This window comes from Streptomyces bacillaris (assembly GCF_003268675.1).
Classification (GTDB): Bacteria; Actinomycetota; Actinomycetes; order Streptomycetales; family Streptomycetaceae; genus Streptomyces; species Streptomyces bacillaris.
Genome location: NZ_CP029378.1, coordinates 1,367,945 through 1,393,168 on the forward strand (window position 1 = coordinate 1,367,945; position 25,224 = coordinate 1,393,168).

The 25,224-nt window shown below is 69.9% G+C and carries 21 protein-coding genes; 10 read left to right on the forward strand and 11 right to left on the reverse strand.

What is annotated here, in order from left to right:
- Nucleotides 1-7 precede the first annotated feature (7 nt).
- The 4 genes from DJ476_RS05655 to DJ476_RS05670 all read right to left on the reverse strand — a co-directional run bounded on the left by DJ476_RS05655 (nt 8) and on the right by DJ476_RS05670 (nt 9,324).
- Complete coding sequence (locus DJ476_RS05655) at nt 8-2,428, reverse strand: hypothetical protein (protein WP_112489995.1); 2,421 nt, start codon at nt 2,426-2,428, stop codon at nt 8-10.
- Nucleotides 2,429-2,442: 14 nt separating this feature from the next.
- Complete coding sequence (locus DJ476_RS05660; protein ID WP_162638625.1) at nt 2,443-2,970, reverse strand: trypsin-like serine peptidase; 528 nt, start codon at nt 2,968-2,970, stop codon at nt 2,443-2,445.
- 459 nt (nt 2,971-3,429) lie between these two features.
- Nucleotides 3,430-6,144, reverse strand: a complete 2,715-nt coding sequence (gene acnA / locus DJ476_RS05665) for an aconitate hydratase AcnA (RefSeq protein WP_103420457.1) — start codon at nt 6,142-6,144, stop codon at nt 3,430-3,432.
- Nucleotides 6,145-6,528: 384 nt separating this feature from the next.
- Complete coding sequence (locus DJ476_RS05670; protein WP_112489997.1) at nt 6,529-9,324, reverse strand: hypothetical protein; 2,796 nt, start codon at nt 9,322-9,324, stop codon at nt 6,529-6,531.
- Between the two features lie 196 nt (nt 9,325-9,520).
- Between DJ476_RS05670 and DJ476_RS05675 the strand changes: the two genes are divergently transcribed.
- From DJ476_RS05675 to DJ476_RS05695, 5 genes are all read left to right on the forward strand, one after another.
- A complete protein-coding gene (locus tag DJ476_RS05675) occupies nt 9,521-10,357 on the forward strand; it encodes an alpha/beta fold hydrolase (protein WP_112489998.1) in 837 nt (278 codons plus the stop codon).
- A gap of 181 nt (nt 10,358-10,538) precedes the next feature.
- A complete protein-coding gene (locus DJ476_RS05680; RefSeq protein ID WP_070202443.1) occupies nt 10,539-12,068 on the forward strand; it encodes a helix-turn-helix domain-containing protein in 1,530 nt (509 codons plus the stop codon).
- A gap of 486 nt (nt 12,069-12,554) precedes the next feature.
- Nucleotides 12,555-13,424: an IS3 family transposase gene (locus DJ476_RS05690; protein ID WP_112489999.1), complete on the forward strand. Its 870-nt coding sequence runs from the start codon at nt 12,555-12,557 to the stop codon at nt 13,422-13,424.
- Nucleotides 13,425-13,501: 77 nt separating this feature from the next.
- The gene (locus DJ476_RS34390; RefSeq protein WP_162638627.1) at nt 13,502-13,651 is read left to right on the forward strand and encodes a hypothetical protein; all 150 of its coding nucleotides are present in this window, start codon (nt 13,502-13,504) and stop codon (nt 13,649-13,651) included.
- Nucleotides 13,652-13,715: 64 nt separating this feature from the next.
- Nucleotides 13,716-13,979: a hypothetical protein gene (locus DJ476_RS05695; protein ID WP_112490000.1), complete on the forward strand. Its 264-nt coding sequence runs from the start codon at nt 13,716-13,718 to the stop codon at nt 13,977-13,979.
- A gap of 29 nt (nt 13,980-14,008) precedes the next feature.
- Here DJ476_RS05695 and DJ476_RS05700 read toward each other — a convergent pair whose 3' ends face one another.
- Nucleotides 14,009-14,236, reverse strand: coding sequence for a hypothetical protein (locus tag DJ476_RS05700; protein WP_112490001.1), 228 nt, complete (start codon nt 14,234-14,236; stop codon nt 14,009-14,011).
- Nucleotides 14,237-14,575: 339 nt separating this feature from the next.
- Here DJ476_RS05700 and DJ476_RS05705 point away from each other — a divergent pair, with 339 nt between their 5' ends.
- Complete coding sequence (locus tag DJ476_RS05705; protein WP_146066229.1) at nt 14,576-14,758, forward strand: hypothetical protein; 183 nt, start codon at nt 14,576-14,578, stop codon at nt 14,756-14,758.
- Between the two features lie 10 nt (nt 14,759-14,768).
- Nucleotides 14,769-14,906, forward strand: a complete 138-nt coding sequence (locus DJ476_RS35395; protein WP_318294384.1) for a hypothetical protein — start codon at nt 14,769-14,771, stop codon at nt 14,904-14,906.
- Nucleotides 14,907-15,290: 384 nt separating this feature from the next.
- On the opposite strand, the gene DJ476_RS05715 is transcribed toward DJ476_RS35395, so the two are convergent.
- From DJ476_RS05715 to DJ476_RS05735, 6 genes are all read right to left on the reverse strand, one after another.
- On the reverse strand, nt 15,291-15,614 hold the full coding sequence (locus DJ476_RS05715; RefSeq protein ID WP_318294385.1) for an integrase: 324 nt from the start codon (nt 15,612-15,614) through the stop codon (nt 15,291-15,293).
- Nucleotides 15,615-15,990: 376 nt separating this feature from the next.
- On the reverse strand, nt 15,991-16,119 hold the full coding sequence (locus tag DJ476_RS35400; RefSeq protein ID WP_318294386.1) for a hypothetical protein: 129 nt from the start codon (nt 16,117-16,119) through the stop codon (nt 15,991-15,993).
- Complete coding sequence (locus DJ476_RS35405) at nt 16,116-16,535, reverse strand: hypothetical protein (RefSeq protein ID WP_241565666.1); 420 nt, start codon at nt 16,533-16,535, stop codon at nt 16,116-16,118. The genes DJ476_RS35400 and DJ476_RS35405 overlap by 4 nt, the downstream gene beginning before the upstream one ends.
- 28 nt (nt 16,536-16,563) lie before the next feature.
- Nucleotides 16,564-17,547: an acetylxylan esterase gene (locus DJ476_RS05725; RefSeq protein WP_103419508.1), complete on the reverse strand. Its 984-nt coding sequence runs from the start codon at nt 17,545-17,547 to the stop codon at nt 16,564-16,566.
- A 236-nt stretch (nt 17,548-17,783) separates the two neighbouring features.
- Nucleotides 17,784-19,109 carry a phytase gene (locus DJ476_RS05730; RefSeq protein ID WP_112490002.1) on the reverse strand — a complete coding sequence of 442 codons (1,326 nt, stop codon included), beginning with the start codon at nt 19,107-19,109 and terminating at the stop codon, nt 17,784-17,786.
- Between the two features lie 351 nt (nt 19,110-19,460).
- Complete coding sequence (locus DJ476_RS05735; RefSeq protein WP_404827463.1) at nt 19,461-20,699, reverse strand: cellulase family glycosylhydrolase; 1,239 nt, start codon at nt 20,697-20,699, stop codon at nt 19,461-19,463.
- A gap of 704 nt (nt 20,700-21,403) precedes the next feature.
- On the opposite strand from DJ476_RS05735, the gene DJ476_RS05740 reads away from it, so the two are divergent.
- The 3 genes from DJ476_RS05740 to DJ476_RS05750 all read left to right on the forward strand — a co-directional run bounded on the left by DJ476_RS05740 (nt 21,404) and on the right by DJ476_RS05750 (nt 25,224).
- Complete coding sequence (locus tag DJ476_RS05740; RefSeq protein ID WP_112490004.1) at nt 21,404-22,363, forward strand: ROK family protein; 960 nt, start codon at nt 21,404-21,406, stop codon at nt 22,361-22,363.
- A gap of 46 nt (nt 22,364-22,409) precedes the next feature.
- Entirely contained in the window at nt 22,410-23,633 is a 1,224-nt protein-coding gene (manA, locus tag DJ476_RS05745; RefSeq protein WP_112490005.1) for a mannose-6-phosphate isomerase, class I, read from the forward strand.
- Nucleotides 23,634-24,403: 770 nt separating this feature from the next.
- Nucleotides 24,404-25,224, forward strand: a protein-coding gene (locus tag DJ476_RS05750) for an IS5 family transposase (RefSeq protein ID WP_162638629.1) whose coding sequence is annotated in 2 segments (ribosomal slippage) — nt 24,404-24,743 and nt 24,743-25,224 — 822 coding nt in all. Because the reading frame shifts where the segments join, the coding sequence is not laid out codon by codon here.

Sequence of the window (25,224 nt, forward strand, 5' to 3'; positions counted from 1 at the left end):
ACTCCTGTCAGCTCGTGAGACCGTCCAGCACGGTCGTCATCTGCAGCCATGATGGGCGTTCATGTGCGAATTCGTCGAGTTCGTCGCTGAGTTGGAGCAGCACCCGGAGAACCTGCGACTGCTGCTCACGCAGCCGCCGCGAGGTACGCAGCGGTAGCGCCGCGCGTTCCGACGCCGCCCGGCTCAGCGTCCGGTAGGCCTCGCTGAAGCGCCCGGCCCGGATCAGCCCGAATCCATGGCGTTGCAGGGCTTCGGGCAGCCTGGCGAGATAGCGGTCGGCCCGGAGCGTGAGCAGCTCCTCCAGCCGCTCGACCGCCTGCCTGCTGGAGACGAGTGCCTGCTCGGTCTCGCCTGTGCGATGACGACACTCGGCGAGGGTCTCCAGACAGGCGAGGTACACATCGTCGTCGCGTGCTCCCTCCGGCACCTGCTCGCACCGCACGATGCCCTCGGCCGCATCCCGGGCCGCGCCGCTGAACTGCGCGTCTCCCAGCCGCAGCAGGGCCAGCAAGCTCAGCGCGCCCGCCATGTCCATGAAGGTGCGATGCCGTCTGCCGGGATCACTCCCGATGAGTTGCCGGTACAGGGACACCGCCTCGGCGCTGAGAGCAAGCGCCGACTCCGTCTCTCCGGACCTGTGCCGCAGCAGGCCCAGAGTGTGCAGGGCCGCTGCGTAGTCGGGTCGGTACTGCGCGGACCTGCGGACGAGATCACGGCTCAGTACGACTGCCTCGTCGGCTGCCCTCAAGGCGTCCTCCCGGCGCCCGCTCTCCTCCAGCCGCAGGCTGTACCTGCGCAGACGCCTCAGACGCAGGTGGCGACCGGCGTCGTCGCCCGCTGTGTCGGGGAGTTGGAGCAGCCGCTGGAGCACGAGCGCCGACAGGGGGGCGAGGCCGGACGGATAGCTGGGCAGTCGGGGTTCGACAAGGTGAAGCAGGTCGGTCCCGCAGGTCACCAACACCGGTCGGACCAGGTCCAGCAGGGGTTCGGGGTGCGGCACCCGCGCAGCGACGGTCACGAGGGCCGGCACCAGGGCTCGGGGCTCGTCGCGCACGACCTGCGCGAGCGCCCGGTCGAGGATCGCGTGGGCGGGATGGTCCGCGACCCGACCCACGCTCGTACAGCCGCGGGCCCGAGCCAGCACGTCCAGTGTCTCCAGCACGGACCTGTCCCGCGCTCGCTCGTCCCCGAGCGCGGAGACGTCCAGAAGAACGCCCAGGTAGGCGACGGTGTCGCCGGAACTCTCGGGCTCCGCCAGCACACGCCGTACCAGGATCTCGCCCAGTCGGTCAGGCTCAAGGGGTGCGACGTGCTGGTCGTCCGTTGCGGGATACAGCGCGCGCAGGCAGGAACGCACTGCGGGAGCGTTGACCGGCGGCTGCCCCGGGAAGGCGCCGCTGCGCACGGCAGTCAGCAGCGCGATCAGCTCGCCCCCGTCCCGCCGCTGCGCCAGAGTGGGCAACAGCAGCAAGCCCTCTGCCATCAGCCGTCCCGTGCGCCCCGCCAGGACACCGCCGGTCCCGAGACGGTCCTTGAGCAGGGCGTACCATCCCGTGATCTCGTGCCGACAGATCCGTGCCAGCGGATCGTCGCTCTCCTTCCACTCCTCGCCCTGGCGCAGGGTGAGGACAGCGTCGAGGGCAGCCGCGAGCATTCCCAGCATCGAGTCCTGACGGCCGGCCCGGTGCGTGAGGGAAGGCGGCATGAGCACCCAGGAGCATTCCAGCTGACGCGCGAACTCTCCGAACGCCTCGGTGAGCAGGGTGCCGGGATCCCTGGCAGTCAGTGTGTTGGGCAGCCTCCGCGAGCTCGCTCCCTTCAAAGCCCAGTCCTCTATGTGGTGTTCTTCCAACTCCTCCTTCAGCGCGTCCCACAAGGGCTCCTCGGAACGTGCCAGCAGCAGCACACGCAGGGTGATCCCATCAGGTCGATATCGGTGCACATGCCTCAGAAGAGCGCTGATGTCGCCGAGCCGCGCTTGCGCGTAGTCGAACACCACCAAGCAGGGGAAATCCGCGGCGAGTGCGTCGGTGAGGTCTTTCAGCCACTGAGGCCGCTGCAGAGGGTCGCCGAGTGACTCCTTGTCCGCGAACCCCGCGATCCAGCCCGTCCGCCGCAGCCTGCGGCACAGTTCGGCGGAGAGGCGGGTCTTGCCCGAACCGCCCGGCGCGTACAGCAGGCGCAGCGATTGGCCGTCGTGTTCAGAGCACCACTTCTGCAGCTCGCCGAGTTCTGGGCGCTCCACGAACGGCATGGCTCCGCGTGCCAGCATCTGCGCCGGCGTGTTCCCCGAAAGCGAACCGACGGGCTCCGGGCCGAAGAGGTCTGTCTGCCGGCCCCTGCGGTCGCGGGCGAGATCGAACCAGTTCGTCCCGGGCCGGTGCGCCGCGTGGTTGCGTTCCAGCAGTCCCGGCAGGTGTTCCCTCACGGCGTCGATGGGGATCAGCCAACCCCCGAGCTCCCCTTCTCGTGGCGTGACGCCTTGAGCACCCCGCACACGCGCCCCGTCGTCGTATCGAGCACTGGACCGCCGCTGAATCCCTGGACCACCTGGTCCCACTGGAGCCGTACGAAGCGTCCGCTGCGACCGGCCACCGTCAGGTGCAGGGTGTCGGGCTGTACGCCCGGTTCCAACGTGTGCCCGCTGAATCCGTGGACGGACACGGACACCGCCTGCGTCGGGCCCGCCTGGTCGAGCCACACCCCCTGCGCATCGTGCGCGGGCTCGCTGAGCCGTAACTCGGCGAGATCTGGAAAGTCATAGGTGCTTCCCGCGCCCTTCACCTCGGGTACGCGACGCACGACGCCGATCGTGATCGTGCGCCCCTCAACCGTCGCCGCCATATTGCCCTCTTCGCGTCCGGCTACCACGTGCGCGCAGGTGAGGGCGGTATCAGGCGTCACCAGGAACCCTGTCCCGCAGAAGGCTTCACCATCCCAAATGCCCACGACGTTCTGCTCGGTGAGCATGCGTAACCGCTCGAGTCCCGCACCGTCCAGGCGCCTGCTTGTCGGCATCGGTCTCCCCTTGAAACGGCTCCGCACAACGGACTCATGCCAGGTCACTTCCCGACAGCATTCTGCCGACACGTCAGCTACGGCATCGCTTCGGTCCACGCTTGCGACTGGAGGATCGCGTACGGCCCATGGGTGTCCGGTGGCTACTGACCGTCGGCCGTTCTCCCGGTGCCGGGCCGGATCACCTCAGGCTGTGCCGCGAAGAAGCGCACCCGCGATGCCGGAACGAACCACAAACTGGCCTTCCCAGACCGGCTGTTGACCACGCTGGTGCACCTCCGCCACGGGGCGACACAGGCACTGAGATTCGCGTACGCCACCCACGAACTCGTCAGCGGGCAGATCCCGTACGCACGCGGCAGGGCCGCACCCCGGGAGTCCCGGGGTGCGGCCCTTGCGTCACGCCGTGGCTCAGCTGCGGATCAGGCTGCGGAGCACGTACTGCAGGATGCCGCCGTTGCGGTAGTAGTCCGCCTCGCCGGGAGTGTCGATGCGGACGACCGCGTCGAACTCCACACCGGTGTCGGTGGTGACCTTCACCGTACGGGGGGTGGTGCCGTTGTTCAGCTCGGTGACGCCGGTGAAGGAGAAGGCCTCCTCGCCGGTGAGGCCGAGGGTCTCGGCGTTCTGGCCCTCGGGGAACTGGAGCGGGAGGACGCCCATGCCGATGAGGTTCGAGCGGTGGATGCGCTCGTAGGACTCGGCGATGACGGCCTTGACGCCCAGGAGCGCGGTGCCCTTGGCGGCCCAGTCGCGGGACGAGCCGGAGCCGTACTCCTTGCCCGCGAGGATCGCGAGCGGGGTGCCGGCGGCCTGGTAGTTCTGCGAGGCGTCGTAGATGAACGACACCGGACCGCCGTCCTGGGTGAAGTCGCGGGTGTAGCCGCCCTCGGTACCCGGCGCGATCTGGTTGCGCAGGCGGATGTTGGCGAACGTGCCGCGGATCATGACCTCGTGGTTACCACGGCGCGAGCCGTAGGAGTTGAAGTCACGGCGCTCGATGCCGTGCTCCGTGAGGTACTTGCCGGCCGGGGTGTCGGCCTTGATGGCACCGGCCGGGGAGATGTGGTCGGTGGTGACCGAGTCGCCCAGCTTGGCCAGGACGCGGGCGCCGGTGATGTCCTCGACCGGGGCCGGGTCCATCGCCATGCCCTCGAAGTACGGGGGCTTGCGCACGTAGGTGGACTCGGCGTCCCACTCGAAGGTGTTGCCGGTCGGGATGGGGAGCGCCTGCCACTGGGCGTCACCCGCGAAGACGTCCTGGTAGGACTTGTTGAACATGTCCTCGCCGATGGCGTTGGCCACGACGTCGTTGACCTCGGCCTCGGTGGGCCAGATGTCGGCCAGGTAGACCGGCTTGCCGTCCTGGTCGGTGCCCAGGGCGTCCTTGGTGATGTCGACCTTCATCGAACCGGCGATGGCGTACGCGACGACCAGCGGCGGGGACGCCAGGTAGTTCATCTTGACGTCGGGGTTGATGCGGCCCTCGAAGTTACGGTTGCCGGAGAGGACCGACGTGACCGCGAGGTCGTTGTCGTTGACGGCCTTGGAGACCTCCTCCGGCAGCGGGCCGGAGTTGCCGATGCAGGTGGTGCAGCCGTAGCCGACGAGGTTGAAGCCGACCTTGTCGAGGTAGGGGGTGAGCCCCGCCTTGTCGAAGTAGTCGGTGACGACCTTGGAGCCCGGGGCGAGGGTGGTCTTGACCCACGGCTTGCGGGTCAGGCCCTTCTCGACCGCCTTCTTCGCCACGAGCGCGGCGGCGACCATGACGTACGGGTTCGAGGTGTTGGTGCAGGAGGTGATCGCGGCGACGGTGACGGCGCCGTGGTCGATCTCGTACGTCGAGCCGTCGGGGGCCGTGACGGTGGTCGGCTTCGACGGGATGCCGTTGGAGGTGGCCGGGGAGTCGGAGGCCGGGAAGGACTCCTTGCCCGCCTCCTCGTCGTCGGAGACGTAGTTGCGGACGTCCTGGGCGAACTGCTGCGCGGCGTTGGCGAGGACGATGCGGTCCTGCGGGCGCTTCGGTCCGGCGATGGAGGGGACGACCGTGGCGAGGTCCAGCTCCAGCTTCTCGGAGAAGTCGGGCTCGGCGGCCGGGTCCAGCCAGAGGCCCTGCTCCTTGGCGTACGCCTCGACGAGGGCGACCTGCTGCTCGTCGCGGCCGGTCAGGCGCAGGTACTTCAGCGTCTCGTCGTCGATCGGGAAGATCGCGGCGGTGGAGCCGAACTCCGGCGACATGTTGCCGATGGTGGCGCGGTTGGCCAGGGAGGTGGCGGCGACGCCCTGCCCGTAGAACTCGACGAACTTGCCGACGACGCCGTGCTTGCGGAGCATCTCGGTGATGGTCAGCACGAGGTCGGTGGCGGTGGTGCCGGCCGGGAGCTCGCCGGTCAGCTTGAAGCCGACGACGCGCGGGATGAGCATGGAGACCGGCTGGCCGAGCATGGCGGCCTCGGCCTCGATGCCGCCGACGCCCCAGCCCAGCACGCCGAGGCCGTTGACCATGGTGGTGTGCGAGTCGGTGCCGACGAGGGTGTCGGGGTAGGCCTGGCCGTTGCGGACCATGACCGTACGCGCCAGGTGCTCGATGTTCACCTGGTGGACGATGCCGGTGCCCGGGGGGACGACCTTGAACTCGTCGAAGGCGGTCTGGCCCCAGCGCAGGAACTGGTAGCGCTCCTTGTTGCGACCGTACTCCAGCTCCACGTTCTGGCCGAAGGCTTCCTTGGTGCCGAACTTGTCGGCGATGACGGAGTGGTCGATGACCAGCTCGGCCGGGGCCAGCGGGTTGATCTTCGCCGGGTCGCCGCCCAGCTCCTTCACGGCCTCACGCATGGTGGCGAGGTCCACGACACAGGGCACGCCGGTGAAGTCCTGCATGATCACGCGGGCCGGCGTGAACTGGATCTCCTGGCTGGGCTGAGCCTGGGAGTCCCAGCCGCCGATGGCCCGGATGTGGTCGGCGGTGATGTTCGCGCCGTCCTCGGTACGGAGCAGGTTCTCCAGCAGGACCTTCAGGCTGTACGGGAGGCGCGCGGAGCCCTCGACCTTGTCCAGCTTGAAGATCTCGTACGACTCGTCGCCCACGCGCAGCGTGCTGCGGGCGTCGAAGCTGTTCGCCGACACGACAGTCTCCTTCTTCAATGTGCGCGTCTACCGCGCCGCGCCTCATTGGCAGCGGGCACCGCGTTGTGCCGCCTACGGCCCCGACCATCCGCTAAGGTAAGGCTTAGTTAGGTAACCCTTACCGGGCGGCGGCTGTGGTGCGCCTCGGCACATATCTCGATGTCGAGATAACTCTAGTACATAGCCGCCGCTCGGTCATGCCCAGGTGCCCTCTCACACATCCGGGCGCCTTCCGTCCGCGTGCCCGGATGCCCTTCCACCGCTCCTACCCGCGCCCGTGGACGCGATGCGGGCGGTCACAGGAGAGAACCACGGCGCACGGAGGCCCGCCCCCTCTGCGGATGGCGGAGGGGGCGGGCCCGAGCGGGATGCCGTGCGGTGCGGTTACGACGCGTCGCGGACCGTACCCTCGACGGGCGCGCCGAGCGGCTGCTCGTCGTCGTTCATGAACTGGAAGCGGACGTACTCGGCCGGCTCCTTCTCCTGGTCACGGACGGTCGGAACGGTCAGGTCCACCGACGCCTGCCCGGCCGGGACCGACGTCCACAGCGTCCCGTACGGGACCTTCGAGAGCGGGATCGCCGGGTCCGGGATCTCGTCCACGAGCTGGGACACCCACTCCCGGTCCACGTCGGCCGTGGACAGCTCCGGGCGGCCGCCGGGGACGGGGACCAGCTGGGCCAGCGTCCAGATCTCCATGTCCGCCTTCTCCGAGAGCGCGATGCGCCACGTCAGCGGCGCGCCCTCGGTGACGTCGGTGGCGACCGGCTTGACGGTCACCTTCGGCATCGGGTCGTCGTTCTCGGCGGTGACGCCGCCGGAGTCCGCGCCGACGACCGTCCCCCGGACCGCCTTGACCGCGATGTCGTGGGCCTTGTCATAGCCGTAGCGCTTGTTGCCCTCGACCTTCACCCTGACCTTGATCCCGGCGGTGCCGGGGCCGACCTTGACGAGCTTCCCGGTGGACTTGCCGGTGTCCGGGTCGATGACGTACAGCCGGACCGTCCCGGCGTTCTTGCCGGTGGTGCGGACGGGCACCTGGTACGTACGGAAGCCGGAGTCGCCCTCCTTGACGGTGAGGCGGCCGATGTCGACGCGGGCGAGGGGCGCGGCCGGGGCCGCGGGGGTGCCCGGCTTCCACGACCAGGCGTCCATCAGCCACGCCTTGCCGGAGGAGGAGACCGGGGTCAGCTCCAGGTGGGCGATCCGGCCGAGGTCGAGCTTGGCGCGGGTCGCGGGGGCCAGCGGGACACGGACCTCCTGGGCCCAGTACGAGCTGGTCCGGTCGGTGCCGGGGAGGCCGTCGATACGGACGGTGCCCAGCTTGGCGCGCTTGCCCTTGGCGTCCTTGACGTGGACGTCGAAGCGGGTGTTGCCGGTGTTCGGCGGTACGGCGATGCGCAGGGCGAGGCTCTGGGCGCCCTTGGCCGCGACCGGCCTGCCCGGGGTGACCCGGGCGACGGTGCCCGGCTTCTTCCAGTCCAGGGCGATCGCGCGGCGGCCGGCCTCGTGCTCCGGGTTCCAGTACGCGAAGTGCGGCGAGGTGCCGGGGTCCTTCTCGCCCATGCAGGCGGAGCGGCCGGGGGCGACGGCGTCACAGAGCCGGGCTCCGGTGACCTTCGGCGGGCCCTGCGGGTCGTCGGGCAGGAACCCGGCGCTCCGGTTGCCGCCGACCGCGTGGGTCAGCACCCGGGCGGGGTCGGCGGAGGGGGCGCGGCGGCCGGTGCCGTCGACCAGCTGGCGTACGCGGTCGTCACCGCCGACGAAGAGCCGCGCGGCGGCGGCGATGTAGGTCGCACCCGCCTTGTGCTGCTGGTCCGCGGTGAGCCGCCCGGCGGCACCGGGCGAGCAGAGCGGGTCGGGGGCTTCCTCGTCGTGCCAGAAGTCGTCGTCGGCCGGGGCCTTGGCCTGGCCCGGGGTCCACTCGGTGTTGAAGTAGTTGTGGTTGGCGCCGACCATGTAGACCGAGCTGTGCAGGGCCTTGCCCCGGCTGACCCCACGGGTGCCGTCCGTGAACACCTGGCCCTGGAGGTCGGCGACGTCACCGTCGCAGCCGGGCAGGATCGTGAGCGAGGGAACGTCCGGCACGGGGTTGTGGCCGAAGAGGGTGGGGCCGATGTGGACCGTGCCGCGAATGTTCCAGCGGGCCTTGGAGCGGTAGCCGTCCTGGGCGGCCGGCGGCTGGTAGAGGCTGTCCATCACCGCGCGGTTGACGCCTTCGCCGCCGCGCGAGTGCCCGACGAGGAGCACCCGGGAGAGGTCGGCCTTGGGCGTCTTGCGCAGGGCGGCGGGCGCCGAGGCGGGCTTGGCGGCCCAGTCGGCCCAGCGGCCGAGGTGGTTGCGGATCAGCGAGGAGCGGGCCTGCGCGCCGCCGTCCTCGGCCTGCCAGTCCTGGCCGTTGATGCCGTTGGCGGAGATGGAGACGGTCACGTACCCCTGGGAGGCCAGCAGCTTCTGGTCGCGCAGATAGCCCCGGTGGCTGGGGATCGGCTTGCTGCCCTTCTCACAGGGCCAGGCGCCGGAGGCCTCCCCGTCCTTGCCGGGGACGTAACAGGTGGCGTGGCGGCCGTGCAGGAAGAGGGCGACCGGACGCTTGCCGGGGGCCTTCGTCGGGGCGACCACGACACCGCGCATCTCGACGCGTTCGGGGAAGCCGGGGAGCTTGACGCCGGGGAGGTCGTACTCGGTGGTCGTGGTGGCGTACGAGCCCGCCTTGCCCGGGTCGACGGTGCCCGCGGGCAGCTTGGGCGGCAGCTTCGGGGCGGGCGGCTTCGCCTGGCGGCTCGCGCCGGAGCCGGGGGTCTCCCCCTCGTCCAGCCTGCGCCCGGCGGCCTCGACCCGGAGGTCGTCCAGGTCGGCGGTGCGGACCTCTTCGAGCGGCAGCCGGAACGTCCGGCCGTCGTCCTGCGGTTCGGGTACGCCCACGAGTGCGCCGTTCGCGCGGAACTCCACGCGGGCGTCGCCCATGGGGACCGGCTCGGGCGCCCGCCACTCCAGGTGGTTGCGCCCGTTCTCGGCGGCGATGCGCCAGCCCGGCGGCAGTGTCCCCCCGGCATCGGCCGCGGCGGTGGCGGTGCGCACCTCCGGCGGCGCGGGGGCGGCGTACGCCCCCGTCGGCGCCACCCCCGCCACCGTCAGCACCGCTACCGCGGTGGCCCATGCTTTCCGGCCACGTATCAAAGCTCCTCCTCAACCCTGGCTCTGCGCACGTCCGTTCCGTTGGTCTGTATCCGGTTCGAACGCGCTCTCGGAGAGCGAGACGGGGAGTCGAACGCGCGGGTTGCCTCCGGGACCGGAGTGATCCGCGGCTCTCCCGCGAGAGGCGATGGATAGGCTCGTGCGGCGGAAGAGGCTCGCACGGCGGAGGGGTGACGGAGTGAAGGTCAGCGAGAGCGATCTGCGGCTGGAGGACGGCCGCACGCTCCATGTGTACGACACCGGCGGCGACGGCCCGGTCGTCCTCTGGCACCACGGCACGCCCAATACCGGCGCCCCGCCCGCGCCGCTCTTCGCCGCCGCCGAGGCGCTGGGCGTCCGCTGGATCTCGTACGACCGCCCCGGCTACGGCGGTTCGTCCCCGCTCCCGGACCGGACCGTGGCCTCGGCCGCCACCGACGTACGGGCCATCACCGACGCGCTCGCCGTCGGCCGGTTCACCGTCCTCGGCCACTCCGGCGGCGGCCCGCACGCCCTGGCCTGCGCCGCCCTGCTGGGCGACCGGGTCCTGGGGGCGGCGACGGTGGCAGGCCTCGCCCCGTACGACGCGGAGGGGCTGGACTGGTACGCGGGCATGGTGCCCTCCTCGGCCGCCTCGCTGCGGGCGGCGGCGGAGGGGCGGGCGGCGAAGGAGGCGTACGAGGCGGGCGCGGCGTACGACCCGGACATGTTCACCGACGCCGACCACGAGGCGCTGGCCTCCATCTGGTCCTGGTTCGACGAGGTGGTGGGCCCGGCCCTGGAGGGCGGCCCGGACGCCCCGATCACCGACGACCTGGCGTACGTCGCCCCGTGGGGCTTCGACCCCGCGACGATCGCGGCGCCCCTGCTCCTGCTCCACGGCGAGGAGGACCGGATCGCCCCCGCCGACCACAGCCGCTGGCTGGCGGAACACTGCCCGACGGCCGAACTGCGGCTGCGCCCGGGGGCGGGGCACATCTCGGTGCTGGAGGCGGGGGCGGAGGCGCTGGAGTGGCTGGCGGCCCGGAGGGGATGAGGAGCGACCGGAGGGGATGAGGCACGAGGAGGGCGTGCGCCCCCCGTACGGACGCACGCCCTGCGCCGCTCGACCCCACCCGGGAGACGATGGAACGGCGGACGGCGGCCGTTGCACTCCTGTCACTCGAACGGCACACCCCCACGACAGCCTCATCTCATATCTGAGATAACCTGCCGCCATGTCAGACGACTACCTCGCACGCATCGGCAAGCTCATCCGTGACGCCCGGCAGCACCGGGGCTGGACACAGACGCAGCTGGCCGAGGCGCTCGGCACGAGCCAGAGCGCCGTCAACCGCATCGAGCGCGGCAACCAGAACATCAGCCTTGAGATGATCGCCCGCATCGGCGAAGCCCTCGACAGCGAGATCGTGTCGCTCGGCTACTCCGGGCCCATGCATCTGCGGGTCGTCGGCGGCCGCCGGCTCTCCGGCGCGATCGACGTCAAGACCAGCAAGAACGCCTGCGTCGCGCTGCTCTGCGCCTCGCTCCTCAACAAGGGCCGCACGGTCCTGCGCCGGGTGGCCCGGATCGAGGAGGTGTTCCGGCTCCTGGAGGTGCTCAGCTCCATCGGGGTGCGCACCCGCTGGATCAACGACGGCGTGGACCTGGAGCTGGTCCCGCCGGCCGAGCTGGACATGGCGGCGATCGACGCGGACGCGGCGCGCCGGACCCGTTCGATCATCATGTTCCTGGGCCCGCTGCTGCACCGGATGGAGCAGTTCACCCTGCCGTACGCGGGCGGCTGCGACCTGGGCACCCGCACGATCGAGCCGCACATGATCGCGCTGCGCCGGTTCGGCCTGGAGATTGCCGCGACCGAGGGGCTGTACCACGCGCAGGTGGACCGCTCGGTCTCCCCCGGCCGCCCCATCGTGCTGACCGAGCGCGGCGACACGGTGACCGAGAACGCCCTGCTGGCCGCCGCCCGCCACGACGGCACGACGGTCATCCGCAACGCCTCCTCCAACTACATGGTCCAGGACCTCTGCTTCTTCCTGGAGGCACTGGGCGTACGGGTCGACGGCATCGGCACGACGACCCTCACCGTGCACGGGGTCCCGCGGATCGACGTGGACGTGGACTACTCCCCCTCCGAGGACCCGGTCGAGGCGATGAGCCTGCTGGCCGCCGCCGTGGTGACCGAGTCCGAACTCACCATCCGCCGGGTGCCGATCGAGTTCCTGGAGATCGAGCTGGCGGTCCTGGAGGAGATGGGCGTCGACTGCGACCGCACCCCGGAGTACGCGGCCGACAACGCCCGCACCCGCCTGGTGGACCTCACCGTCCGGCCCTCCAAGCTGGAGGCGCCGATCGACAAGATCCACCCGATGCCGTTCCCCGGCCTCAACATCGACAACGTCCCGTTCTTCGCGGCCATCGCGGCCGCCGCCCACGGCCAGACCCTGATCCACGACTGGGTCTACGACAACCGCGCGATCTACCTCACCGACCTCAACCGCCTGGGCGGCCGCCTCCAACTCCTCGACCCCCACCGCGTCCTGGTCGAAGGCCCCACCCGCTGGCGCGCCGCCGAAATGATGTGCCCACCCGCCCTGCGCCCGGCGGTGGTGGTCCTGCTGGCGATGATGGCGGCCGAGGGCACCTCCGTACTGCGCAACGTCTATGTCATCAACCGGGGCTACGAGGAACTGGCGGAGCGGCTCAACTCGGTGGGGGCGCAGATCGAGATCTTCCGGGACATCTGACGGGCGGGGTGTTGTGCCCGTTGGACCCAAGGGGCACAACACCGCAGCATGCCATCTGAGCTGCGAATACTCACCTCCACGGCCCGTCACTGATCACTGTTGTTTTTCAGTGCCTTGTGCAACACATGTGCAAGATGATCTTGCATAGTCGACGATGCGTCAGGCCAACCTGAGCAGCCGTCTACCTTCACGCAGAGTTGTCACCGAAGGAACCTCGCAACGTCCGCCCCAGGGGCGTCGAGGCTCGTGCCAGGGTTGTCCCATGACGCCGATGATCCCCGCGCACGTCCCCGACGAGCCGCCGCTCACCTACGCCGACAGCTTCGGCATACCGGTGCTGTTTCGCAACGGGCCCGCGGCCAAGCCCGTAAGCAGTGGCGGACGGCCGAGCACAAGGCGTGGAGCGCAACGGACGGGTTGAAGCTTCGCCTTGATCGTGGACACCTGGAGACTGGGATCTTGAGGTTCCAGAGGAAGTAGCACCAGGTGGGAAGCAAGTACACGAAGCGGTACACCGAGGAGTTCAAGCGGGACGCGATCGCGCTCGTCGACTCCTCGGACAAGACGGTCACCGCGGTCGCCCGGGAACTCGGCATCAGCTCGGAGTCCTTGCGCGGCTGGTACCGCCGAGCCAAAGCCGGCCGGGGCGAGGACGCCCCGCGCGAGCTGACCAGCGCCGAGCGCGACGAACTGCGCCGCCTGGGGCGCCGGGTGAACCGCAAGCGCATCGCCCGCGTCATGCGTGAGCGCGACATCCGCGGCGTCACCCGCCGCAGACACCGCTCGCTGACCCGGCCGGACGCGAAGGCGAAGCCAGCCCCGGACCTGATCGGCCGCGACTTCCACGCCGCGCGTCCGGGCACCCGGCTGGTCGGCGACATCACCTACCTCCCGACGGCCGAGGGCTGGCTCCACCTCGCCCGCTGGCTGGACCTGGCCACCCGCGAGGTCGTCGGCTATGCGATGGCTGATCACCAGCGCGCCGAGCTCGTCGTGGACGCGCTCGACATGGCCCACGGCCGAGGCGGTCTTGAGCCCGGATGCGTGATCCACAGCGATTGCGGCAGCGAGTACACATCGGCGCAATTCGCGCATCGAATAACGGAGTTGGGGCTGCGGCAGAGCTGCGGACGCACCGGATCGTGTTCCGACAACGCGGCTGCGGAGAGTTTCCGGACCCTGCTCAAGGAAGAGATCGGAACTCGGACCTGGCCCGACCGGGCCACCGCCCGCGCCGAGGTCTTCACCTTCATCGAGACCTTCTACAACCGCCGCCGCCTGCGCAAGCACAAGACCTTCGGGTACCTCACCCCGGCCGAGACCAGGCAGCGGCGTCAAAACACCCTCGCGGCATAACGAACAAGTGTCCAGGATCATGGGGAAACTTCACCCTCAGAGGCTTTACCAAACCGGTCACCCGCATCGCCGGCCTGTTGCGCAACCTGGGCAAGATCCCGGAATCAGCCGTCCAGGTCCTGAAGGCCGAGTACGACGCGGACCCCGGCGGCCGCGCGTCCGGCTTCTCCGTCCACCCGCTCCTCGTACCGCTCATCAACGAGCTGGGGGAGGAAGGCGAGTCGTGACCGCCGACCGGGTATTTCACGGAACGTAAGGAGTCGGCGAAGCCGCGTTGTTACTCTCCGCGCCATGTCTCACTCAGCAGCGCGGGAGATGCGCTCTCCGATCCTGTCGATCCACCCGTACATTCCGGCGTTCGAGCAGCACGGCACGGTCATCTGTTCCATGGCCACGAGCGGCGAGTGCGACAAGAAGCTCGTCGCGGAAGTGCGCACCGAGTTCCGCGACGGCAGCGTCCATCACTGGCGAGTGTGCGGCGAGTGGCTAACCACCCATCCGTCAGCCATCGCCCACATCGAAGCGAACGGCTTCCAGGAGCCTGCCGCCTCTTGACGGTGGGCGTCGGAGCGCCGCGGTGACGGTTACGCCAGCCGGTAGACGGCCTGATCCGACTCCGGCCTCACGATCAGACCGTCGTCGGCGAGCTCGCGCAGGTTGCGGCGGGCTTCCTTGCCCGCGGCTTCGTCGTCCGTCGGCCAATATCCGGCGACCCGTAGGGCCAGTACGGCGCGTTCCGTGTCCCAGCTGCCACCCAGCGCCTGGATCACAGCAGCAAGCGCCTGCTTATGCGTCAGGTGCTTCTCTGTCATGTCACCCTCCCTTGAGAGACCGCCACAGCATGGCACGCGACGGCGGGGCTCCTGCCGGCCGGTGCGGCGGACGCGGTCACGCAGGCCCGAAACGCCCTACACCCCCTGCGACCATCACCGTTCCAGCATCATGACCCCCATGACCGACGGGTGTGGGGGTATGGGAAGCAGCGGCCCGGTTCGACCGGGGCACAGCCGCCAAGGACGAAGCCGGCGCGGAGCAGGAGCGCAAGCAGGTGCTGGCCCAATTTCTCCTGGAGGAGTGGCCCACGCTGCCCCCGGAGCGCTACCCATTGGGCCTGGAGCAATCCCGGCCCCGGGATGACGTACTGCCGGCTCATGGAGTACGACACCCAGTCCCTGGGCAGTATCAAGGGCGGCAGCGCCGCGAAGCACATCATGTACCGCCACAACTCCGGTGAGTGGCGGCTGGCGGCGCCCCTGCGTGGGATGGAGCCCCAGGCTGTGTGCGGACGTCTTCGGGCCGAGCTTCTCCGGGCGTTGACCGCCATTTCATGGTGATTTCGCGGCCGTGGACGAACTGGAAAAGTACCCGCCCATCGAGGTGACCCGGCCGTGGGGCAGCAAAGGCGGCGGCCTGGCCACGGTGCAACTGATCTTCAACATCCGGGAGAAGACCGCCAATCAGTCGAATTGGTTCACCTCCTAGCGCTGGAAGCCTGCTCTGGCGGCGGCCGGCCTCATCAAGCCTCTCCATCCCAACGAGAAGGGACGGCGCTGGGAGAAGTCCCGCAACAAGATGCTGCACGCCCTCCGACACCTGTATGCGTCCATGATGATCAACGGCGGGGCAGACGTGTACACACTGGCGGATCGACTCGGACACGCCGACCCTGCGTAAGGACGTGCACCGGATCGTGGGAGCCGGTCCCAAGATCGTATGGAGTTCCGGGACATTTGATGAGCGGATGCCGCCGCACCCCGTTTGACCTGCCAATTAGCGGGCCAGGGAGGGCTGCGGCGGCTTCCCTGGGACTTTGAACCCGCGGCGGGATACGGGCCACGCTCCACAGGATCTGCCGACCGGCCGCAGCTACGCGAAGATCGCGTCGATGGCGGCGGCGCCCCGTGCGCCGGCGCGGGGCAGGAAGTGGGAGTACTGCCGCAGCGTGAACCCGGGGGCGGAGTGCCCCAGCCGGCGTGCCAGGGAGACGATCGATTCACCAGCCTCCAGTTCCTCGGAGGCCAAGAAGTGGCGCAGGGCGTGGAAGCCGTGCTCCCGGGACGGCTCCCACACGCGAGCGCCGTCGGCGCCCTCCTCCAGCGGAGCGATCACGCCCGCCGCAGCCAGAGCGGGCTTCCACACGTAGGGGTTGAAGTAGTCGCGGTTGACGGCCTTCTGTTCGCGTCCTGTCACCAAGAGGCGGTAGGCCCTCGGCCGCCGGTGTTTGGCTTCCACCGGCGTCTCGGCAGGAGTCGGAGCGTCCAAGGCAGCGTGACCGGGATCGGCGCGCACTGCTCCGTGTGCTGCTGGAGGGCCCGAGCCACGCTGGACGGCAGCGGCACGTCCCGTACCTTGCAGCCCTTGGGGAGGGCGAAGCACAGCCTCGCGCACCATCTTGACCTGCCGCCGGACGTGGACGACTTCCGTGGCGAAGCCAATGTCCTCCCTCCATGGAAAGCCCGAGCGCCTCCCCCTGCCGGAGCCCAAGGCCGACGCGCCGCTCGACGGGCGGGCCCGACACATCGATTGACCCGCGCTATCTGATCCAGAACGACCACCTCACACTCCGTCAGAGACGGCGGGCGACGCCGTGTTCGACCCGGATGCGGCGTGAGAAGTGGGCCTTGCCCTGACGTTCACGCAGGTCCTCGCACCGGTCCGGGGCATTCTTCTTGAACGTGCGGTGCGGTGGCGTCACGACGCGTCCGCCGACCTGTGCGCTCCGAGTCTCTGATAGTCGGCATCGGCAAGTATCTCGACCGCTGGACCGTCGGCCAGGAGCTCGACCAACCCCAACTCGTGGGTGGTGTCCGCGCAGATGCCTGGTGGGGTCGGGCAGAACGGCAGTCGTCCGTCTCCCTCGGTGAACACCATTGCCTTCACGACGTTCTGCTTGTTCTTGCCGGAGATGCACGTGCTCCGGTCCTTGCGACCGGGGGCCGGGCGGCGGACACGGATCCCGGTGCCGCCGAAGATACCGGTCTGCCCGGCCTGACCGAGTTGGCCGACAATGTCGGTCAGGCCCTCTGGCGCCTGCGGCCACGCCCTGGAGCCGATCCGGAGCCGCCCTGTGATGGAGCGCGGTGTGGCAAAGGGCCCGCTCTCGTCCTTCACCACGCGACAGCGTGAGGTTGGAAGGCCCTCAGTCGCGGCCTGTGGGCGCCAGGCCCTGACCCTGCAGCCAGCGCAGGTGGGCCGGGAGGGTGGCTCCCTGGCCTCCCGCATGGTCGGCGAAGGGCCAGACCTTGATGGCCTTGGGGGCCGCGTAGCGGTGGTACGCCGCGTAGACGGTGGACGGTGGGCAGACCGGGTCCATCAACCCCGCGCTGAAGAGGGCGGGAGCCTGGGCGCGCCGTGCGAAGTGCACGCCGTCGAAGTAGCCGAGCGTGGCGAACGCGCGGTCGGGGGCGTCGCGGGTGTGGTGGCGCAGGTAGTCGACGACTTCGGTGTACGGCCCTTCGGTGGCTGTCTCCGCCCCTCGCCTGAAGTGGCACAGGAACGGCACGTCGGGCAGGGCTGCCGCGATGTCTCCGCCCGCCAGTCCCGCGACCGCGAGCGTGAGCCCGCCACCCTGGCTGGCTCCTTGTACGATGATCCGGTCGGGGTCGACCCGAGGCAAGCACCGTGCGGCGTCGACGGCCCGTACGCAGTCGGTGATGAGGCGGCGGTAGTAGTGCTCACGCGGGTCCTGGATGCCACGGGTCATGAAGCCCCGCACCCATTGGGGGCCACCGCTCTCGTCGGGGTCAGGAGTGTCGTGTCCCTGGCCGCGGCTGTCGACGACGAGATGGGCGTACCCGGCCGACGCATAGCCGAGGTGATCGGTGGGCAGGCCGCGGCCGCCGCTGTAGCCGATGTACGTGATCACGGTGGGCAGCGGGCCCCGGGCCCCGGCCGGGGTGATGAACCAGGCGGCAACGGTCTGGCCGCGCCAGCCGGGGAACCGTAGATCGTGGATGTCCACGGTGGACATCAGCGTGTCGAGGACAGGTGTGAGGCGCGGATCGCCTCCGGCGTCGCGGGACAGCGAGAGGCTCTCGTCCCAGAAGGCGTCGAAGTCGTCGGGCTCCGGTATCTCCTCGCGAAAAGAGTCCAGTTGATCCGGTCGGAGGTCGGCGAACGGCATGGGGCCTGCTCTTTCGGGGTGAGGCGTGGTCCGGGAGGCCCGATTCTCCCGCCTCCTCCGGCAGCCGCATGAACGCCGGAGGAGGCCGATCGGGCCTCCTGTACTACCACAGGTGGGGTGTTGGCAGGATTCCCGCGCACGTACTGCCGCCGCATACCGTGCCGCCGGGGATGCCGCTGCCCTCCACGAGGCGAGCCCCTGGCACGTGCGGGACACGTGCCAGGGGCTCGATCGGATCAGCCCGCGTCGCGGGGATCGAACGACGTGGTGTCGACCGTCAGCGGCTCGGGGAATCCGCCGGCCACGGCGTCCCACCGGGTGAACTTGAAGTTGGTGCCCTCCCGGTCGCCGTCCGCGGGGGTGTCGTCGCCGTCATGGGTGATCAGCAGGCCCTGCGGGAACGCCGCGCCCAAGGGCACGTTGACGACCATGGAGCCGTCGGAGTGCTGGACGCCGTCGACGGCCGGGCCGCCGGTGACCGCGAAGGAACCGACGTAGGCGTTGCGGCCCTCCCGCTCGTACACCGCGAAGGTGTCGTCGCCCTGGCTGGAGGCGAGCACGTACCCGGCGCCGTCGGCGGCGTGGTAGACCGTGACGCCCTCAACGTCGGCGCTCAGGTGCTTGCCGCCGTAGCCGGGGTCGTTCGCCGTGTCGAGGACGCACTCCTCGTCCGCCTCCTCGTCGTAGGTCCACGGCGTGCCGTACTCGCGGACCCGGTCGATCAGATCGGCGTCGTCGAACTCCTCGTCGTCGAGCTCGATGCGCCACAGGCCCACGGCTTCCTGCGCGGCGTAGAGGACGCCCTCCTCCTGGTCGAACGCCATGCCCTCGACCTGCGGACGCTCCCCGGGGTCGCCGCACGGGGCCCAGTCGGTTCCGTCGGGCAGCTCGAAGCTGCCGGGCAGCGAGAGCGTGTCCTCGGTCTCGTAACCGACCCTGCCACCGCGGTCCTTCAGTTGCAGCAGGCGCAGGCGGGTCTTCTCGCGCTGCGACACGACGACGTAGGCGTCGTCGTCATCGCTGAACGCGGTGAGCCCGTACGCCGTTCGCTGCTCTTCCACCTCGGACTCGCCGGAGGCGAAGACCGGCTTGACGTCCGGCGCGGTGACGTCCTTGAGCGGCGGCCTGCCCGCCGCCACAGCGGTGGGGTCGATGGCGAAGGCGCGGACGCGGTCGCGGCCCCGGTCGCTCACGAGCGCCAGGTCGGTCTTCTTCCCGCCGAGTTCGAAGCCGTAGATCACGTCCACGTTGTTGAAACGGCCGACCGCGCCCTCCTCGCTCGGCGCCGGGGGCGCGGCGATGTGCTGGATCCTCTTGCCGTCGAGACCGTATACATCGAGTCCGGCCTCCTTGAGAGTACCGATGACGATGCTGCGCCCGGGATGCTCCGGGTCGACCCAGACGGCCGGGTCGTCGGCGTCGGCGTTGCCGCCGGCCGGGTCGTCGTGCACGGCGGGCGTCTCGATGCCGGCGTTGACCAGCACCGGTCCGGAGGCGGGGGCCGGGCCCCCGGCCACCATGAGCAAGGTGGCGGCAAGGGCGGTAAAAGCGGTGGCGCTCACGATACTCCTCAGTAGGGGACAGCCGGTCGAAACCGTAGAAGCCGTGGTTGGAGACGACCGGAAGCAGAGATGAACGACAGCCGCCCCGTCAGTTCTCTTCGTTCATGGAAGCTCCGCCGACCTCGGTCAGGAGCCGGAGCCGGGATCCGCTCGTGAGGGCGGCGGTCTGGAGCGCTCCAGGAGGCATGTCGCTCGGACGGCGCAGGCGGCCCGGGGACGACCGGGCCGCCGCCGGATGCAACGCGTCCGCGGCGAGGGCTTTCGGAAGCCGACGCTCACGGGGAGCGGTCCGGGGGCGGCGCCTGTCCGCCGTGGTCGGCAGGCGTGGCGCCGCTCCGGGGGCATGAACGATCAGCCGTCCGCCGAGCTGCCGCGGACCACGCAGGAGCGGTTGTTCTCCCAGCCCCAGCCGTCACCGTCGGGGTCCGAGGAACCGGACAGGCAGTAGGGGTAACCGTTCGGGGCCGTGCCCCCCTCACCGCTGCCCGGGTCCGCCGAGCTGCCGCGGACCACGCAGGAGCGGTTGTTCTCCCAGCCCCAGCCGTCACCGTCGGGGTCCGAGGAACCGGACAGGCAGTAGGGGTAACCGTTCGGGGCCGTGCCGCCCCCGCCGCCGGGGACGTCACCGTAGACCGTCGCGGGCTCGGAGGTGGTCGAGATTCCGTTGGCCCCGGTGAGGAAGCGGCTGCCCCAACTGGTGGGCGCGTCCGCGTCGAAGCCGTTGACCATGTCGAGGTACTCGACTCCGCTCCCGTTCCCGCTCCAGGACCAGCCGATGTATCCCACCTTCAGCGACTGGGCGGTCGCCATGATGGCGTCCTCGTCCGGGTTGCCGTCGCTGTGCGCGTCGCCGAACTCGCCCACGACGATGGGCAGTCCGTTGTTCACGAAGTGGTTGAGGTAGTCCCGCACCTCGGCAGCGGTGTCGTACACCCCGTACATGTGGATCGAGAAGATGGTGTTGCGGTCCGGGTCGGAGGCGAAGACGGCGGCGGCGTTGGTCCTCATGGTGTTGGACCAGTCCTGGCCCCAGTTGGGTGCGTCCACCATCAGCGCGTGGTGGAGGCCGGCGCCGCGGAGCTTGCCGATCGCGTTCTTGGTGGCCTCGGTCCAGGCGGTGTAGCCCGTGTTGCCGAAGGGCTCGTTGCCGATGTTGATGACGACGTAGTTCTCCTGTCCCTCCAGGGCGCTCCTGACGTCGACCCAGTAGTCCGCGGCCTGGTCCAGTGATGCGGCGGCACCGTCTTCTCCGTAGCCGGTCGTGTCGTGCACCTCCAGCACGCAGATCAGCTTGTTCGCCTTGCACTGGCCGATCAGGGAGGAGACTTCGGAGGCGCTGGTCCTGGTCCAGCGGTCCCCGCTGCCGAGGACGATCCGGACCGTGTTGGCGCCGGTGGCGGCGATGTCGGCGAGCGAGCCGGTCTCACTCGGGTACCAGACGTGGGCATGGTTCACGCCACGCATCACGAACTCGTTCCCGTTGGCCTCGTACACACGACCGTCGGTGACCCGCAGCCCCGTGGCGGCTGCCGCGCTGGTGGCCGTTCCGAAGACGGCCAGCACGGCACCGACCAGGCCGGCCACGGTCATGGCGACGACCGTATACAGGGTGTTTCTCCGCGGAGGTTTCATGTCTCTCCTCAAGTGGGGGCTGCAACAGCCCTGGCGGTTGGTCCGGGAAGATCAACGGCATTCCGGGTACGGCTTGTCGAGCGGCTCGGCCGATAACTGCGCGTGCCGCACGGTCCGGGGACGGCCTCGGCGGGCGGTCGGCGTGCTACCTCCTGGACAACGTTGCCGTCGCCTGAACGGAGGGCGGGAATCGGATCGCGTGAGTGACGTTCGCCTGGTAACGCGCTGGCACCGATGAGCACCTGCGGACGGAAGCAGCCCCGGGGCCACTGAGTTGCGGAACCCCGGTTTCCCGACAGAGGCCGGATGTCGCACCCATATGAGGCACCGAATGTTCCAGCCATGTCAATAGGCGTGTCGCAGAGGTTTCACCCCCCGTTCCGCGAAATTCGAGAACGCCGCGAGCATGCGCTCGGCCGACCGCACCAGAATTCGCCCCGCCCTCTCGGGACGGTCGTCGATAACAGGAGGTCGGCAACGCCCGGCCACCTTCCGCTCGGCGAAGAACCGCTTCGACGACAAGGCGACAGGCGTGGCCCCTCCCCCGCCGTCCGTGAGATTTTGCGAATCATTTACTTAACTAAACCAGTTTACTAGACAACGTTGTCAGAAGCGGGCACAGTGGCGTTCCTGAGCGATGCACCCCCAGGAAAGGGCAGAACGTGACGGTGTACGGAGCACTCGACATCGGCGGTACCAAGATCGCAGGGGCGCTCCTCGACGGGAAGGGCCGTCTCCTCGCACGGGCGCAGCGCGCGACTCCGGCCGACCGGCCTGCCGCCGATCTGGCGGCGGCCGTGATGAAGGTGCTGGACGACCTGGCCGCGTTCCCGGCCTGGGACGAGCTGTCCTGCATGGGCATTGCCAGCGCGGGGCCCGTCGATACCGACGCGGGCACGGTCAGTCCTGTCAACATTCCTGGCTGGCGCGGCTTTCCGCTCATCGATCTTGTGCGCACACACCCTCGGCTGCCGCTGAGTGTCCTCCCTGTTCTCGTGGGGGACGCTGTCGCCATGACGGCGGCCGAGCACTGGCTCGGCGCCGCGCGCGGGTTCGACAACGCCCTCTGCATGGTGGTGTCCACCGGGGTCGGGGGCGGACTGGTCCTCGGCGGGAGAGTGCATGCCGGACGCACCGGCAATGCCGGGCACATCGGCCACATCACCGTCGACCACGAGGGCCCGCGCTGCGCGTGCGGGGCCCCGGGATGCGTGGAGAGTCTGGCGAGCGGAACGGCGATCGCCGCACACGCCCGCGCGCTCGGATGGACGGCTGAGCCCGGTGCGCCAGCGCACGCCGCCGCGGTCGCCGCGGCGGCCCGCGAAGGGGACGAGCGGGCTCTTGCCGCCTTCCGGAGATCGGCGCGAGCACTGGCCGCGGCGATCGCGGCGACGGCAGCCCTCGTGGAGCTCGATCGGGTGGTCATCGGCGGCGGCGTGGCGCAGGCCGGCGACGTCCTGTTCTCCCCGCTCCGGCAGTACCTGGACGACTACGCCGTACTCGACTTCACCCGTGGATTCTCCGTCGTCCCCGCCGGCCTCGCGCTGAACGCCGGTCTCATCGGAGCGGCAGCCACGGCATCCGCCGAAACCATGTCCCCCGCCGGGATGCCGCACTGCTGACACCGTCGCGTGCCGCCCTCGGCGGCAGCCCCGGAAGGGAACATCCGTGGATCGACTCCTCAACACCATCCGTCCCTACTCCTGGGGCTCCACCACCGCGCTGTCCGAGCTGATGGGCACCGTCGCCGACGGCACGCCACAGGCTGAGCTGTGGATGGGGGCCCACCCAGCGGCCCCCTCTCGGCTGCTCCGTGCCCACGGCCCCGAGCCGCTCGACGCCCTCATCCGCTCACGGCCGGCCGCCGAGCTCGGAGAAGCGACGCTCCGCCGGTTCGGGCCACGCCTGCCCTTCCTCCTCAAGCTGCTGGCCGTCGAGTCACCGCTCTCCATCCAGGTGCATCCGGATCTGGCCCAGGCCGCCGTCGGACACAGGATCGAGAACGCGCAGGGGGTCCCCCTCGACGCCCCCCACCGCAACTACCGGGACGACAACCACAAACCGGAAATGATCGTGGCGCTCAGCGGCTTCGAGGGCCTCTGTGGCTTCAAGCCACCCACGCACTGCGCCGACCTGCTCGCGGCCCTTCGGCTCCCCGAACTGGCCCCGCATGTCACAACGCTGCGCGAGGAGCCCGAAGAGCCCGCTCTGCGGGCCGTGTTCTCCGCCTTCCTCACCGCCCCCGCGCCGCTGGTCGCCGCGGTGGCCGCTTCGGTGGCCCGCGAGGCGGAGACCGCGGAGGAGGGCCGGCCCGCGTGGCAGGCGTACGACAGGGTCGCCCGGGCCCGTCCGGGCGACCCCGGGCTGCTCGCCGCCTTGATGCTCCAGCACGTGCGACTGGCCCCGGGCGAAGGAATCTTCCTGGGAGCCGGCGTCCCCCATGCCTACCTGAGAGGGCTCGGCGTCGAGATCATGGCCTCGTCGGACAACGTCCTCAGATGCGGCCTCACCTCCAAACACGTGGACACGGAGGAGCTGCTGCGGGTGGTGAGGGCCACCGCCTCGCCCGTACGAGTCCTGCGGCCCGCCGCGCGGGGGGCCGGAGCCGAAGAGGTCTACGCGGCCCCGGTCGACGACTTCCGGCTGTCGCGCGTCCGCCTCTCCGCCGGATCCTGCGCCGCTCTGGATGCGACAGCACCCCAGATCCTCGTCTGCACGAGCGGCAGCATCCGACTGAGCAGCGGCTCACGCGGCTCGTTGACCCTGAGGCCGGGTGAGTCCGCATACGCGCCGGCCGGGGATCAGGTGACTGTCCGAGGCGAGGGTGAGGTCTTCCGGGCGACGGTCGACGCGGGGCACGGGCACAGGCACAGGCGGAGAAAGTACGGATGATCCGCTATGTCCGCCGTTCCATTGAACCGGTCTACCTCGCTCTCGGGCGGGCGGTCCCTGGGCCCTCGAAGCCGTGCCCTGATATCGGCCTTTCCTGTCCGGTCCTCACGGGTCGTCGGTGAATTGGGACCCAGTGATTCGAGGAACGCGGAAAGCACATTTCGGAATTCCCGCGCTTCTTCCGTTGGCGTGATCAGTATGTCGGTGGTGTTGACCGCGAGGCAGGTCAGCCGCGGTCCGGTCAGCGTCGGTGATCCGCGCCAAAGCGCCGGGGAGGGCCCTTCTTTGCGCCGACACCAGCATTCCCTTCGGCCGGAGCTGTCGGGTTCAAGCCCGGGTCGCCTTTCCCCGTACCGGCTCGAAAGCGGCCGTCGCGGCGGCGGGCGGGCCGGTGAGGAAGCGACGTCGAGTGCTCGGCTCGGCCCATGGGCGCACCCTCCCCCTCTCGTGCAGTGCCTCCACGGCCGAGGCGAGCCGGTAGCGGCAGCACTTCCCTCTTCCACCACAGCGGCACGACCTGACCCCGGTCGGCGACCGCCACGCCCGCGACTCGTCGGCCGTGGCGCCGGCCAACGAGCGTCGCGTGACGGCCGCGCTCGCCGAGGAATACCTCCGCTCCGTGGTGGCCGCCCCGCACGGCCGAACGGTCACGCATGGCAAGCACCATGAGCCGGCCACGCCCCAACCCGGTGCGGCACTAACTGATCGTTTCAGAATGGGTTGAGCTGCGGGTCTTGCATTTGTCGATCTTGGTCGGCAGGGCGTCCCGGATGCGTGATGATCTTGTTCCGAGCGACCTGTGGGAGCGGCTGGCCCCGCTGCTGCCGCCCGCTCCCGAACGGCGCCGTCGGCATCCCGGGCGGCTTCGCGTTCCGGACCGGACGGCTCTCGCCGGCATCTTGTACGTCCTTCGGACTGGCGTCGCCTGGCGCGATGTCCCAGCCGAGACCGTGGGCTGCTCCGGAATCACGGCCTGGCGTCAGCTTCGGGATTGGACCGAGGCCGGTGTCTGGCCACGCCTGCACGCCGCCCTGCTGGCCGAGCTTCGCCGCGCGGACCTGCTGGACCTGGATGACTGCGCCGTGGACGGATCACACGTCCGGGCCGTCAAAGGGGGGATCACGTCGGCCCGTCGCCCGTCGACCGCGCTCGTCCCGGTTCCAAGCACCACCTGATCGTCGACCGGCACGGAACCCCGCTTGCGGTAACACTCACCGGCGGAAACCGGCACGACGTCACCCAGCTCCTGCCGCTGATGGACGCGGTCCCACCGATCCGGGGGCTGCGCGGACGTCCCCGCCGCAAGCCCCGGCGGCTGTACGCCGACCGGGGCTACGACTTCGACAAGTACCGCCGCCTGCTGTGGAATCGCGGCATCAAACCCATGATCGCCCGACGCGGAGTCGCCCACGGCTCCGGACTGGGCAAGGTGCGCTGGGTGGTCGAGCGCACCTTCGCCTGGCTGCACCAGTTCAAACGGCTCCGCACCCGCTACGAACGACGCGCCGATCTCCACCAGGGACTGCTCGAACTGGCCTGCACGATCATCTGTTTGCGACGCCTTCGAAAGGCTCTCCGCCCTCAGCAGTAG

Excerpts from the sequence above, each read along its gene's own strand:
- DJ476_RS05660 (WP_162638625.1), bottom strand. The coding sequence starts at position 2,970 with ATGCTCACCGAGCAGAACGTCGTGGGCATTTGGGATGGTGAAGCCTTC.
- DJ476_RS05680 (WP_070202443.1), top strand. The coding sequence starts at position 10,539 with ATGTCAGACGACTACCTCGCACGCATCGGCAAGCTCATCCGTGACGCC.
- DJ476_RS05695 (WP_112490000.1), top strand. The coding sequence starts at position 13,716 with ATGTCTCACTCAGCAGCGCGGGAGATGCGCTCTCCGATCCTGTCGATC.
- DJ476_RS05700 (WP_112490001.1), bottom strand. The coding sequence starts at position 14,236 with ATGACAGAGAAGCACCTGACGCATAAGCAGGCGCTTGCTGCTGTGATC.
- DJ476_RS05705 (WP_146066229.1), top strand. The coding sequence starts at position 14,576 with ATGGAGTACGACACCCAGTCCCTGGGCAGTATCAAGGGCGGCAGCGCC.
- DJ476_RS05725 (WP_103419508.1), bottom strand. The coding sequence starts at position 17,547 with ATGCCGTTCGCCGACCTCCGACCGGATCAACTGGACTCTTTTCGCGAG.
- DJ476_RS05735 (WP_404827463.1), bottom strand. The coding sequence starts at position 20,699 with ATGACCGTGGCCGGCCTGGTCGGTGCCGTGCTGGCCGTCTTCGGAACG.